This window comes from Flavobacterium sp. 123, from assembly GCF_003634825.1.
Classification (GTDB): domain Bacteria; phylum Bacteroidota; class Bacteroidia; order Flavobacteriales; family Flavobacteriaceae; genus Flavobacterium.
In genome coordinates this window covers 1,310,688-1,324,082 of record NZ_RBXD01000001.1, presented here as the reverse complement: position 1 = coordinate 1,324,082, position 13,395 = coordinate 1,310,688, and the positions used below count along the sequence as shown (strand labels likewise).

The 13,395-nt window shown below is 29.1% G+C and carries 14 protein-coding genes and 1 tRNA gene; 6 read left to right on the top strand and 9 right to left on the bottom strand.

What is annotated here, in order from left to right; translation table 11 throughout:
• Positions 1-116: 116 nt before the first annotated feature.
• The 4 genes from C8C88_RS05935 to C8C88_RS05920 form a co-directional block, all read right to left on the bottom strand.
• A complete protein-coding gene (locus C8C88_RS05935) occupies positions 117-371 on the bottom strand; it encodes a DUF6327 family protein (protein WP_121337228.1) in 255 nt (84 codons plus the stop codon).
• Between the two features lie 2 nt (positions 372-373).
• Positions 374-724: a phage holin family protein gene (locus C8C88_RS05930; RefSeq protein WP_121337227.1), complete on the bottom strand. Its 351-nt coding sequence runs from the start codon at positions 722-724 to the stop codon at positions 374-376.
• Positions 725-764: 40 nt separating this feature from the next.
• On the bottom strand, positions 765-1,094 hold the full coding sequence (locus C8C88_RS05925; RefSeq protein WP_121337226.1) for a YtxH domain-containing protein: 330 nt from the start codon (positions 1,092-1,094) through the stop codon (positions 765-767).
• 291 nt (positions 1,095-1,385) lie between these two features.
• On the bottom strand, positions 1,386-3,482 hold the full coding sequence (locus tag C8C88_RS05920) for a glutamine--tRNA ligase/YqeY domain fusion protein (RefSeq protein ID WP_121337225.1): 2,097 nt from the start codon (positions 3,480-3,482) through the stop codon (positions 1,386-1,388).
• Positions 3,483-3,623: 141 nt separating this feature from the next.
• Here C8C88_RS05920 and folB point away from each other — a divergent pair, with 141 nt between their 5' ends.
• Together folB and C8C88_RS12885 are read left to right on the top strand one after the other, a co-directional pair.
• Positions 3,624-3,983, top strand: a complete 360-nt coding sequence (gene folB / locus C8C88_RS05915) for a dihydroneopterin aldolase (RefSeq protein WP_121337224.1) — start codon at positions 3,624-3,626, stop codon at positions 3,981-3,983.
• A 124-nt stretch (positions 3,984-4,107) separates the two neighbouring features.
• A tRNA-Cys gene (locus C8C88_RS12885) sits at positions 4,108-4,178 on the top strand.
• 661 nt (positions 4,179-4,839) lie between these two features.
• On the opposite strand, the gene C8C88_RS05910 is transcribed toward C8C88_RS12885, so the two are convergent.
• Genes C8C88_RS05910 through rnr form a run of 3 tightly spaced genes read right to left on the bottom strand, consistent with a single transcriptional unit; the run spans position 4,840 to position 8,426 of the window.
• Positions 4,840-5,517, bottom strand: coding sequence for a LysE family translocator (locus C8C88_RS05910; RefSeq protein ID WP_121337223.1), 678 nt, complete (start codon positions 5,515-5,517; stop codon positions 4,840-4,842).
• 43 nt (positions 5,518-5,560) lie between these two features.
• Positions 5,561-6,226 carry a head GIN domain-containing protein gene (locus C8C88_RS05905; RefSeq protein WP_121337222.1) on the bottom strand — a complete coding sequence of 222 codons (666 nt, stop codon included), beginning with the start codon at positions 6,224-6,226 and terminating at the stop codon, positions 5,561-5,563.
• A gap of 19 nt (positions 6,227-6,245) precedes the next feature.
• A complete protein-coding gene (rnr, locus tag C8C88_RS05900; RefSeq protein WP_121337221.1) occupies positions 6,246-8,426 on the bottom strand; it encodes a ribonuclease R in 2,181 nt (726 codons plus the stop codon).
• A 107-nt stretch (positions 8,427-8,533) separates the two neighbouring features.
• Here rnr and C8C88_RS05895 point away from each other — a divergent pair, with 107 nt between their 5' ends.
• A complete protein-coding gene (locus C8C88_RS05895) occupies positions 8,534-8,767 on the top strand; it encodes a putative signal transducing protein (protein WP_121337220.1) in 234 nt (77 codons plus the stop codon).
• A gap of 707 nt (positions 8,768-9,474) precedes the next feature.
• The gene (rpiB, locus tag C8C88_RS05890; RefSeq protein ID WP_121337219.1) at positions 9,475-9,906 is read left to right on the top strand and encodes a ribose 5-phosphate isomerase B; all 432 of its coding nucleotides are present in this window, start codon (positions 9,475-9,477) and stop codon (positions 9,904-9,906) included.
• Between the two features lies 1 nt (position 9,907).
• Here the strand turns inward: rpiB and C8C88_RS05885 are convergent, their stop codons facing one another.
• Complete coding sequence (locus C8C88_RS05885; RefSeq protein WP_121337218.1) at positions 9,908-10,183, bottom strand: DUF1294 domain-containing protein; 276 nt, start codon at positions 10,181-10,183, stop codon at positions 9,908-9,910.
• Positions 10,184-10,271: 88 nt separating this feature from the next.
• On the opposite strand from C8C88_RS05885, the gene C8C88_RS05880 reads away from it, so the two are divergent.
• Positions 10,272-12,395: a Tex family protein gene (locus tag C8C88_RS05880; RefSeq protein WP_121337217.1), complete on the top strand. Its 2,124-nt coding sequence runs from the start codon at positions 10,272-10,274 to the stop codon at positions 12,393-12,395.
• Positions 12,396-12,484: 89 nt separating this feature from the next.
• On the opposite strand, the gene tatA is transcribed toward C8C88_RS05880, so the two are convergent.
• Entirely contained in the window at positions 12,485-12,658 is a 174-nt protein-coding gene (tatA, locus tag C8C88_RS05875) for a twin-arginine translocase TatA/TatE family subunit (protein ID WP_035635989.1), read from the bottom strand.
• A 215-nt stretch (positions 12,659-12,873) separates the two neighbouring features.
• On the opposite strand from tatA, the gene C8C88_RS05870 reads away from it, so the two are divergent.
• Positions 12,874-13,389, top strand: a complete 516-nt coding sequence (locus C8C88_RS05870) for a peptidase (RefSeq protein WP_121337216.1) — start codon at positions 12,874-12,876, stop codon at positions 13,387-13,389.
• The last annotated feature ends 6 nt before the right edge of the window (positions 13,390-13,395 follow it).

The window sequence follows — 13,395 nt, the reverse complement described above, 5'->3', positions numbered from 1 at the left end:
AAGGTTTTTTTAGAAAATAACGTTAATTTATTTGTCCTAAATTATAAAAAAGAAGAAGTTAGATTTTTGAAGAGAAATTAAGAATTGAAAATAATATCTTTCAATAAAAAAGAGGCTTAATTGCCTCTTTTTCTATTTGTAATCCAATTGATAAAATATGGAATTAAAGCCTGAATAATTTTAACATAAGAACCAGAAAATTTTGTCTTGTAAGAGCCCAGAAAACCTGTAATTAAATTTTTAGGCTCAAGACATTCTTTCGTTTTTTCAAAATTATATATCATTTTTTGAAAATGGATTTCTTTTTCCAATTTCAAAATCTCAAGTTCACTTTCAATTTCAGCGTAGGATGAATATTTTTTAGTTTCCATGGTTAGTCATTAAAAAAGATTTCAGAAAATTTCTCTAAAATAGGTCCCTCTACTATTTTGTCTTTTATTAAAAACAAAAGACCTGTCAACACCAAATAAAATCCTCCAACAATTAAAAATCCTAAAGCATTATTTTCAAAATAATTTCCAATTGCAAAAGCAGCCGCTATTGAACAAAATAATAAAATCATGCAAACACATAAAAGAATCAAAATAAACTTCAAAATCATGGTTGTTGATTTCATTGCTACTTTAAAACTCCTTAATTTATAATACGCTAAATTACTCTCAATATAATTTTTGGCGTGATCTTGGATATTTTCGGTACGTTCTTTTAATTCTTCAAAAGCCATAATTTAAATTTTAGGTTTCAATTTAATATTGCAATCTAATTTATTTGTGAAGTTTGGCGTTTTGTTTTTTTAATTCAGCCAATTTTGATTCTAAAAAAGTAATTACGTCTTCGGTTTTATAACTCATATTTGAAACTAAATCTTCATAGGAATCTTCTAAGTTATATTTTGTACTTGAAAACTTTTTTTTAAGTTGATCTGAAACTTCATCTAATTTATGCTTCAGTTCATCTTTGGCATCATCATAACTTCCTTTGATTTTTCCTCTTGTATTTGAACCTTTATCTGGAGCAAACAAAATTCCAACTCCTGCTCCAATTGCAGCACCCGTCAAAAGTGCCAACAAAGTATTTCCTGTGTTATTTGCCATGATTTTAATATTTGAATTAATAATAGCTTAAAGTTACAAATTTTATTAATATTGTCACGTTAACAAGTCGTTAAAGTAATCCAAATCTGCACAAAAACTAAAATAAAAGACGCTGTTAAATGAATTTTTGTTTTTTATACTAGCACTCATAAAAAACAAAAAAACACCTTAAAAACACGCTAAAAAAGCCGTTTTTAATTGTAAAAATCTATGTAAAAATAATAAATGATAAAAAGTTTAAATAATAAAAAAACCCACTGAATAGTGGGTTTTCAATATAAAAAATTGATGTTATAAATCGCTCAATAAATTTTGAAGCTTTTCATTTTTCTCAACGCTTTTCAAATCAAAAAGCTGTCCTTTGAAATCTTCAAAGTTTAAAGTGTCATGTTTAATATTTTGAACTGTAGAAATTCTAACTTTATCCAACTGACTTTTTAAAGACATAGTATATAATTTTGTTAAAGATTCTTTTTCAATATCCGAAGGATTAACTTTATCAGAATGTTCTAAAATCAAATTGGCAAACAATAAAGAATTATTATCGTTTTTAATATTCTTAACAATCGTTTGGTTTATTAAAGTATAATTGTCTATGCTTTTAATGTTTTCAATAATAGAATCAAGAATTAAATCTGCTGCTTTTTGGTCTTTTTCTTTAACATATTTATTGATTTCTTTTTGAGTATTCATCAATAGATTTTGTTCTTTTTTACCTTTTTCTTCCCAAGCATCCTTAAGACCAACGGTTTTATTAAAAACTAAATTTCCTTCTTTAGAATCCTTATCGACATTGAAATAACCCAATCTTTGGAACTGGAAATTATCACCAACTTGAACCTCATTCAAACTAGGTTCAACAAATCCTTTTACAACTGATAAAGAATTAACATTCATAAACTCTAAGAAGTTTTTCTCTTTATGACTGTCTGGAGCTTCATCAATAAACAACCTATCATACAAGCGAACTTCAGCTTCAATAGCATGAGAAACGGAAACCCAATGCAAGGTTCCTGCAACTTTTCGTTGACTTGCTTCGCTCCCACTTCCACTTCGAGAATCTTCATCATAGGTTACTTGAATTTCGGTAATATTACCTTCAGCATCTTTAGTAACACTTTCTCCTTTAATGATATAACCATTTTTAAGACGTACTTCGTTACCAATGCTTAAACGGAAAAACTTGGCTGGAGCAACTTCTAAAAAGTCTTCTCTTTCTATGTATAATTCACGAGAAAAAGGAACTTTTCTATATCCTGCGCTTTCATCTTCCTGATTATTTTCGGCATCAAGCCATTCGTCTTTACCTTCAGGATAATTTGTAATAACTAATTTCACTGGATCTAAAACGGCCATTACACGAGCAGCCTTTTTATTCAAATCTTCACGAAGACAAAATTCTAAAAGGGAAACATCGATTACATTTTCACGTTTAGCAACACCTATAATATCGCAAAATTTACGGATAGAAGCTGCGGTATACCCTCTTCTTCTTAATCCAGAAATAGTTGGCATTCTTGGATCATCCCAACCATCAACAAAATTTTCTTGAACTAATTGCAAGAGTTTTCGTTTACTCATTACAGTATAATTCAAGTTTAAACGAGCAAACTCATATTGATGTGGTCTTATCTTTTTATCATCATAAATCTGATCTAAAAACCAATCATACAATTCTCTGTGCATAACAAATTCTAAAGTACAGATAGAATGAGAAATTTGTTCTATGTAATCACTTTCTCCATGAGCATAATCATACATAGGATAAATATTCCATTCATTTCCTGTTCTATGATGATGACGGTGTAAAATTCTGTACATCAATGGATCACGCATCAACATATTAGTAGAAGCCATATCTATTTTAGCACGTAAAACATGTGTTCCTTCAGGGAAATCACCATTTTTCATTCCTTCAAACAAGGCTAAATTTTCTTCTACAGAACGGTTTCTATAAGGACCATCAACTCCGGGTTGTGTAGGCGTCCCTTTTTGTTGCGCCATATCTTCAGAAGATTGACTGTCAACATACGCTTTTCCATTTTTAATCATTAAAACAGCCCATTCATACAACTGTTGAAAATAGTCAGATGAATATAATTCTTCGCTCCAATTAAAGCCTAGCCATTTTAAATCTTCTTTAATAGCATCTACATATTCCTGCTCTTCTTTAGCGGGATTAGTGTCGTCAAAACGTAAGTTTACAGGCGCATTATACTTTAATCCTAAGCCAAAATTTAAACATATGGATTTGGCATGGCCAATGTGTAAATATCCATTAGGTTCTGGTGGAAAACGAAAACGCAACTTATCCTGGGGTAAACCACTTGCTAAACTGTCTTCTATAATTTGTTCGATAAAATGAAGTGATTTATCTTCTGCTGCCATTTTTTTAAATTTGAATTGCAAAGTTATCAAATTTGTTGTGGAATCATTGAATCAGAGTATCCTTTATTTGAGTTTAGGTCTAAAAAAACAAAACATTTTGTACTTTTACTGTGATAAACGAGATAACAAAACATCAAAAAAATGGGAATCATAAAACTTAAAAATATACGCACCTTTTCCTACCACGGTTGTTTAATTGAAGAAGGAAAAATTGGATCAGATTATAGCGTAGATTTAGAAGTAAAAACAGATCTAAGAAAATCTTCTATCTCTGATAACCTTGAAGATACAGTAGATTATGTGCTTTTAAACAAAATTGTGGTAGAAGAAATGGAAATAAGAGCACAATTATTAGAACATGTTGCTCATAGAATTATAGTTAGAATTTTTGATGAAATTCCTTCTATTTCAAGAATTATAGTGGGTGTTTCTAAATTAAATCCGCCAATAGGTGGTGATGTTGAAGCAGTTACTATTGAAATGGAAGAATATAGAAACTAATTTTTTATAAAAAAAACGGAAAAAGAAAAGTTAATAGTTCAATTCTTTAATTTTTTTAGGAATTTTAGGTATTAAACTTTTAAACTTTAAACTTTTTAGTTACTTTTGCCATCCGTTCAATAACGGCGTCGTGGCCGAGCGGCTAGGCTGGGCTCTGCAAAAGCTCCTACTCCGGTTCGAATCCGGACGATGCCTCTAAAACCTTCAAGGAAACTTGGAGGTTTTTTTTGTTATAATTTTTAAGAAAAATGAGTTAAAATACGGTTCGAATCAGTCCCGAAGCTTCGGGAGATGCCTCTAAAACCTTCAAGGAAACTTGGAGGTTTTTTTTGTTATAATTTTAAGAAAAATTAATTAAATACGGTTCGAATCAGTCCCGAAGCTTCGGGAGATGCCTCTAAAACCTTCAAGGAAACTTGGAGGTTTTTTTTTGTTATAATTTTTAAGAAAAATGAGTTAAAATACGGTTCGAATCAGTCCCGAAGCTTCGGGAGATGCCTCTAAAACCTTCAAGGAAACTTGGAGGTTTTTTTTGTTATAATTTTTAAGAAAAATTAATTAAAATACGGTTCGAATTGAGACTAAATAAATAAAATTTAAACCATATAAGAGATGTAAGTTGTTTTAAAATGAGTTAAAGTGCGGTTCGAATTGAGACTAAATAAATAAAATTTAAACCATATAAGAAATGTAAGTTGTTTTAAAATGAATTAAAATGTGGGTCAAATTGAGACTAAATGAATAAAATTTCAAAGCAAATTCTAATATAAACCATATAAGAAATGTAAGTTAATTTAAACAAAAAAGCTGATTATAAATGTTTTATAATCAGCCTTTTTATTAGTAAAATACTAACTTATTTATCAATCTTCTCTAAAGCATTTTTAACCATTTCTTTTTCTTTTGGAAACCAACCTTGTGTTATCAAAACAATACCAAAAATGATTAAAACAATACTGATTCCCTTTTTAACTTTAAGAATATTTGAAGGTGTTAACTTTGTTTTTAATTGCTTTGCTAATACAATTTTTATGCAATCAATTAGTAAATAGGATACAATTACAGAGATAAAAAAAGTAATCATTCTTGAGGTTTGCATCTCTAATTTTGGTCCTACAGAAATAATAATTGCCAACCAAAAACCTAGAACCCCTATATTAATTACATTCAATAAAAAACCTTTTATAAAAAGGCTTAAATAATTTTTTTTAATGATTTCTTTATCAATTAATGCATATTTAATTTTTCCTTCTTTTTTTAATTTTACAAAGGAAATTATTCCATAAACCAACATTAACATTCCACCAAACATAAAAAGTGCTGGCTTATCCTTTAAACTTTGAATTAATCGATAACTTCCTAAATATGCTATAGCTATAAAGAAAATATCTCCTAAAACTACTCCTAAATCAAAAACTAAAGCAGCTCTAAATCCTTTTGTAATACTCGTTTCAAGCAATATAAAAAATACAGGTCCTATCATGAAACTTAGGAAAATTCCCCATGGTATCCCTGTTATAATATCATTAATCATTAAAATATAAATTTATTTAGAATAAAATTTTTACTTTCTTATACTATTCTTCTGTTATAGTTCCGCCAATAATCGTTTGTTTATTGATTTGTTTTGGTTTACCATAAATGTGAATAGTCCCTCCTGCTTTAACTTTTGCATCAACTAAAGTAGATGCATTAACTTCTGCATTTCCTCCAGCGGCTACACTTATTGAAGTTTGAGAAGTACTTAAATCAGCAGCTTTCAAAATTCCTCCTGAAGTAATAACAACATCTTGATTTAAAGCTTTACCTGATAATTCAATTATTCCACCTGAATTCAGTTTAACACCAGCTTTTTGAACATCTAATTTAACTGTTATTTGAGCTCCTTCTTTAGCATTCAAATCTAATGAAGTTTGTTTAAAAATATAATCACTTGAAACAAAACTTCCTTCGCTTGCGCTAATACTTTCTAATTGTTTAAAATACAATTTAATAGTAATATCATTTCCTGATAATAATTTTGGAAAAGGCATTCTAAGTTTTAATTCGCCGTTTTTATTTAAAACTTCCACTTCATTTTCTCTATTTCCAGTAATAACAATTTTATTTTCTGAACTAGAAATTAACTTCACATTCAATTGATCAAATACTTTTACAGTATCAAAATCACCTAAATTTTTAGTTACTTGTGCATTAGAATTGTAAGCAATAAAAAGTATTGCTACTGCTATTAATTTTTTCATTTTTTAAAATTTTAATTCATTATTCATTTCTTCTTAAAAAATGAAAATCCAATTGTTTTTTAACTAAATCTGCATTTTTTACTTTAACGTAAATTTCATCACCTAATTGTAATATTTTATCAGAAGTAGCTCCTACAAGTGCATATTGTTTTTCATCAAAAGTATAATAATCTTCTTTAATGTCACGAATTCTGCACATTCCTTCGCATTTGTTTTCAATGATTTCTACATAAATTCCCCATTCTGTTACACCAGAAATTACACCCAAAAACTCTTGATCTTGATGATTTTGCATGTATTTAACTTGCATGTATTTTATAGAATCTCGTTCAGCATTTGTAGCTAAACCTTCCATTGTTGATGAATGTAAACATTTAGTTTCATAAGTTTCTTCATCAACTGATTTTCCTCCATCAAGATAATATTGCAATAATCGATGCACCATAACATCTGGATAACGACGAATTGGTGAAGTAAAATGAGTATAATATTCAAAAGCTAAGCCATAATGTCCAATATTATCCGTTGAATATTTAGCTTTACTCATACTTCGAATAGTAAGTGTATCGATTAAATTTTGTTCTTTTTTACCGACTACTTCAGCTAATAAATTGTTTAACGATTTTGAAATATCTCCTTTATTTCTGAAATCTATTTTATAACCAAATTTAGCTATAACCGTCTGCATGGCTATTAATTTATCTTCATTTGGTTCATCATGAATTCGATAAACAAAGGTTTTCTTTTGTTTTCCAATATATTCAGCTACTTTTCTATTAGCCAAAAGCATAAATTCTTCAATTAAATGATTGGCATCTTTTGATATTTTGAAATAAACACCTTCTGGTTCTCCTTCTTGATCTAAATTAAATTTAACTTCAACTTTATCAAAAGAAATAGCACCTTCATTCATTCTTTTTCTTCGTAAAATCTTAGCTAATTCATCCATTTTAAGAGTAGCTGCTGTAATTTCATCTGAAGCTTTATATTCTTTTCCTGTTAATGAAATTTCTGCTGGGATAGTTGAAGATTTAGTTTCAATTATAACTTGTGCTTCTTCATATGAAAAGCGTTGATCTGAAAATATTACAGTACGTCCAAACCATTGGTTAACAACTTGTGATTTTTCATTAATTTCAAAAACTGCCGAAAACGTATATTTTTCCTCTTGTGGTCGAAGTGAACAGGCAAAATTAGACAAAACTTCAGGTAACATAGGTACTACTCTATCTACTAAATAAACAGAAGTTGCTCTTTGATAGGCTTCATCATCAAGGATAGTTCCTTCTTCAAGATAAAATGAAACATCCGCAATATGTACCCCTATTTCATAATTTCCATTTTCTAATTTTTTAAATGATAAGGCATCATCAAAGTCTTTTGCATCTTTTGGATCTATTGTAAAAGTCAAGGTATCTCGCATATCTCGACGTTTCGCAATTTCAGTTTCATGAATAGTGGTATCTATTTTTTGTGCATAAGTTTCAACTTCAATAGGAAATTCAGCAGGTAAACCATATTCGGCTAAAATAGCATGAATTTCAGTATCATGTTCTCCTGGTTTTCCTAAAACTTTTAGTACTGCTCCAAATGGACTATCTGCTCGTTTGGGCCAATCTTCAATATGAACTAATACAACATCTCCTTGTTCAGCCTCTCCTATTTTATCTTTTGGAATAAAAATATCCGTGTACATTTTTGGATTGGCTGTTGATACAAAAGCAAAATTCTTTTGAATATCTATAACTCCAACAAAATCAGTTTTATTTCTTTCAACAACTTCAATTACTTCACCTTCAGGTCTTTTACCTTTTCTTCTATTATAAACATAAACTTTTACAGTATCTTTATCTAAGGCGTGATTCAAATTATTTGTTGGAATAAAAACATCTTCTTCAAAATCAGGACAGATAAAATAAGCGGTTTTTCGACCTGTCATATCAATTTTTCCTTCGTAATAATCCTGACTTACTGCTTTTACTAAATATTTACCAGGTTCTGATTCAATAATTTTTTTGGAAGCAGCTAAAATTTTCAAATCTTTAATAATTTGATTGCGACTTTGAGTGTCATCAAGATCTAGCTTTGCTCCTATTTGCTTATAATTGAATGCTTTATTAGCATTTTGTGATAATATTTTTAAAATCTTATCTGAGAAGTCTTTCTCTTTTTTAATTGGCTTTCTCAATCTTTTCCCCATATTTCTTTTCTTAAAAGTCTAAAATTACAAAGAAGATGTTAGAATTCTAATTTTAAAGAATAGATTTATTAAAAATATAACTTTCGTACATTTATAAAAAAATCAAAATGGAGGAGTTTAAAACAATAGCTATATTTAATCACTCTCATGAAATTGTGGTACTTAAACACATTTTACAACAAGAAGGTATTCCTTATTTTTTCGAAAACGAAATAACTTTATCAGTTGCTCCTTTTTATTCAACAGCTTTAGGCGGAATCAAATTAAAAGTTCATCAAAACGATTTTGAAGCAGTTCAAGAAATACTAGACAATTTGAATAACAAATTGAATATCGTTTAATTTTTTTCTTTTTAAAAATTTAAAGTTGTCAACATATATTAAATACAACAAAAAGAAAAAGGAAATTTAAAATCTTTTTTAATGGTTATTATAGTGTGTTAATAGCTACTATAAATTTATTTTAAAAAGTATTGAAATGAACTTATATCATGTTATTTTTAGTTATTAACATTCTTTTTTTAAGCTAAAGATTTAGTTTTAAAGGTATTTTGTATTTTAGTTAACAACTGTTAATAATAGAAAAAGGAATCTTTTTGTAGATAAGTATTTTTTTAAAATATGTTAATAAGCCATTTTTTAATCTTGATAACTATTCTAAAAATTCAACAAACTAAATTTGGATTTCTAATATGGGTTTTGGATTACTCTTTTTTGTAGAATATTCTAAAAAAACTTCTAAAATTCTATCCGAACTTATCAACATTTCGTGTTAATTTAAAGTTAACTGAATATCAAGCAATTGCATTTCGATATTAACATTATACTTTTTTAACAAATTAATAGAAATTACCTATTGATTTCCAGATAATTATATAAAAACCGAATTTCCTTAAAAACCTATATTTTTAATAATCTGATAGTTATAATTTCAATGGTCAAAGAAATATAATTAATAATGTGTATTCAATAAAAGAAACAAGCAAATGGATTAAATATAACTCAAAATCTTTGATTAAATTTGCACTACAAAATTTAATATTTAGAAAATGAAAATATCTATTGGGAATGATCACGCTGGTCCAGAGTATAAAAAAGCGATTGTTGAAATGCTTAAAGCAAAAGGACATGAAGTAACTAATTATGGAACTGATTCAGAAGATAGTGTTGATTATCCAGATTTTGGTCATCCTGTAGCTAACGATGTTTCTGAAGGGAAAGCTGATTTTGGAATCGTAATTTGCGGAAGCGGAAATGGAATTGCAATGACGGTAAATAAACATCCAAAAGTTAGAGCTGGTCTTTGTTGGACAAAAGAAATAGCTTATTTAACAAGACTTCATAACAATGCTAATATTATTAGTATTCCAGCACGTTATACTTCAATTCCTCAAGCAGTAGAAATTGTTGAAACATTTTTAGAAACTGAATTTGAAGGTGGAAGACACCAAAATAGAGTAAATAAAATTGCTTGTAAATAATTTATAGCGGTATTATTTTATAATAAAACAGACCAAAAACAAGTACAACTTGTATTATACAAATTCCATAAAACTTCAAAAGATAACTTTCTTTTGAAGTTTTGTGTTTAAAGACAAACATAGCTAATCCCGAACCAATTGTTCCACCCATCATAACAAAGCTTAGTAATGTTTTTTCAGAAATTCTTCTTCGTCTTTTTCTAGCTAGTTGTTTATCATAACCAATTCCTAAAAAACCTAAAAAATTTAGTAGTAAAAAATAGTATAATAATATCATTTGGGCGATAAATTGAACTTCAAAGATATTATTTTAGCAGGATGATTTTTCAAAATCTATTTATTCTTATTTAAAATTCTTTTTCGAAATGACCAACATACAATTTATATCAAAAACAGTTTCTACAGCGGCTATAAACATTCAAAATACAGTGCAATTATTACAAGAAGATTGTACGATTCCATTTATTTCAAGATATCGAAAAGACACAACTGGAAATCTTGATGAAGTAGTAATTGAACAAATTGCCAAACTGCAAAAAGAATATGAAATAATTGTAAAACGTAAAGAAGCGATTTTAAAATCTATTGACGAACAAAATGCGCTTACACCAGAATTAGATAAAAAAATACAACAAAGTTTTGATTTACAAGAATTAGAGGATTTCTATCTGCCATTTAAAAAGAAGAAAAAAACCAAAGCTGATGTTGCTCGAGAAAATGGTTTAGAGCCTTTGGCAAAAATCATTATGGCGCAAAATAATGATGATGTTGATTTTATTTCAACTAAATATTTGAATGAAAATGTAATCAATGAAGACGCGGCTTTACAAGGCGCAAGAGATATTATTGCCGAATGGATTAATGAAAATATTTATGTTAGAAAACAACTCAGAAGATTGTACGAACGTAAAGCAATAATTACCACCAAAGTTGTAAAAACAAAAAAAGACGAAGAAGGAGCGCAAAAATTCAATCAATATTTTGATTGGTCTGAACCGTTAACTAAAGCACCATCCCATCGATTGTTAGCGATGCTTCGTGCAGAAAATGAAGGTTTTATTAAGTTTAAAGTTGAAGTTGATATTGACGAAGCGTATGATATTATTGATGAATTAATCTTAAAAAGTCAAAATAACACTACGCCACACGTTCAATTAGCTATTGAAGACAGTTACAAACGATTGTTAAATCCTGCAATTTCTAATGAAACATTGCAAGAGGCAAAAGCAAAAGCAGATGCTAATTCTATTCAGGTTTTTGCAAATAATTTAGGGCAGTTGTTATTGGCACCACCTTTGGGCGAAAAACGAATTTTAGCTATTGATCCTGGATTTCGTTCGGGATGTAAAGTCGTTTGTTTAGACGAAAAAGGGGATTTGTTATACAACGAAACCATTTATCCACACGCACCTCAAAAAGAGGAAGTCATGGCGATGAAAAAAATTCGTTCTATGGTAAATTCCTATAAAATTGACGCTATTTCCATAGGAAACGGAACTGCCTCAAGAGAAACTGAATTTTTCATTAAGAAAATTGCTTTTGACAAACCGGTTCAGGTATTTATTGTTTCAGAAGCAGGAGCTTCGGTGTATTCTGCATCCAAAATTGCGCGTGATGAATTTCCTAATTTTGATGTTACGGTTCGTGGCTCGGTTTCAATTGGACGTCGATTGTCAGATCCTTTGGCTGAATTAGTAAAAATCGACCCAAAAGCTATTGGCGTAGGCCAGTATCAACATGATGTTGACCAAACAAAATTGAAAGAAGAATTAGACAATACGGTAATTCGTTGTGTGAATTCAGTTGGGATAAACATCAATACGGCGAGTAAACATTTATTGAGTTATGTGAGCGGAATAGGAGAGAAGCTAGCCGAAAATATTGTAAATTATCGTTCCGAAAACGGTCCTTTTGAAGACAGAAAACAATTAAAAAAAGTGCCACGTTTAGGTGAAAAAGCCTATCAGCAAGGCGTTGCTTTTATTCGGATTTCGAATGCAAAAAACCCATTAGATAATTCTGCGGTACATCCTGAAGCATATGGAATTGTTGAAAAAATGGCAAAAGATTTGAAACTTTCAGTGAATGATTTGATTGCCAATAAAGAAAAAACAGCTTTAATAAAACCTGAAAATTATATAACACCAGAAATAGGTTTACTGGGTTTAAAAGATATTATCAAAGAACTCGAAAAACCAGGATTAGATCCTAGAAAATCAGCAAAAGTATTTGAATTTGATCCAAATGTAAAAACCATAAAAGATTTGAAAACAGGAATGGTTTTGCCGGGAATTGTCAATAACATTACTAATTTTGGTTGTTTTGTGGATCTTGGAATCAAGGAAAGTGGCTTAGTTCATATTTCACAACTCAAAGCAGGTTTTGTAAGCGATGTGAATGAAGTAGTAAAATTACACCAACATGTTCAGGTAAAAGTCACAGAAGTTGATGAAGATAGAAAAAGAATTCAATTGACAATGATTGTATAAAAGTCTCAATTTATTCCATAAAAAATTCCAAATCCCGAAGAATAATCTTGGATTTGGAATTTTTTTATTTTTTGAATTTCTAAAAGAATTTATTCTTTAGTTTCTTCTTTTTTGTCAGCTGGCTGGTCGTCTTTGGCTGCGTTTTTGAATTCTTTAATTCCGCTTCCTAAACCTTTCATTAATTCTGGAATTTTTTTACCTCCAAAAAGTAATAAAACAACTGCCAATATAACAAGGATTTCTGTAACACCTAATCTTCCCATGATTGAATAATTTATTGCCGAAGCAAATTTTTAATAAAAACTGAAAGCAAAGGTATATAGAATTAATTAACGGTAACTAATTTTAAGACATTTATTTGGCTTTAAAAGCGTTAAAAATTTATTAAAAATAAATTTATGTTAAGTATAGCCGCACAAAACACAAGGGAATACAATCAACAACAATAATTGTTATATTTGTTCAATAATCAAAAAGTATGGTTGATAAACGACTAAAACGGCAAAAGCTCAAAGAAAATTTATTCAATAAAAGGCGTTTAATAATACTTAACGAAGATACTTTTGAAGAAACTTTTTCATTGAAACTTACTTTAATGAATGTTTTTGTAGTCGCTAGTTTAGGAGCTATTATAATAACATTTGTAACTACTTTTATAATTGCATTTACTCCTTTACGAGAGTTTATTCCGGGTTATTCTTCTTCAAAATTAAAAAGAGATGCTACAGAACTAGCTTTAAAATCAGACTCGTTAACCCGAGCTTTAAAGAAAAATGAAGCCTATATTAAATCCATTCAAAAAGTGTTGACCGGCGAGTTAGAGTTTGCAAAATTCAATAAGGATTCCATACTTTCGGCAGCTGATGAAGTTCCTTCTAAAATGGATTTATCAGCATCAAAAGAAGAATTAGAATTGAGAAAACAAGTAACTCAAGAAGAAAAAAAGCAACTTCCAGCCTCTCAAAAAGAGAAGAGCCAAAAGTCCAAAAATTAAAATCTC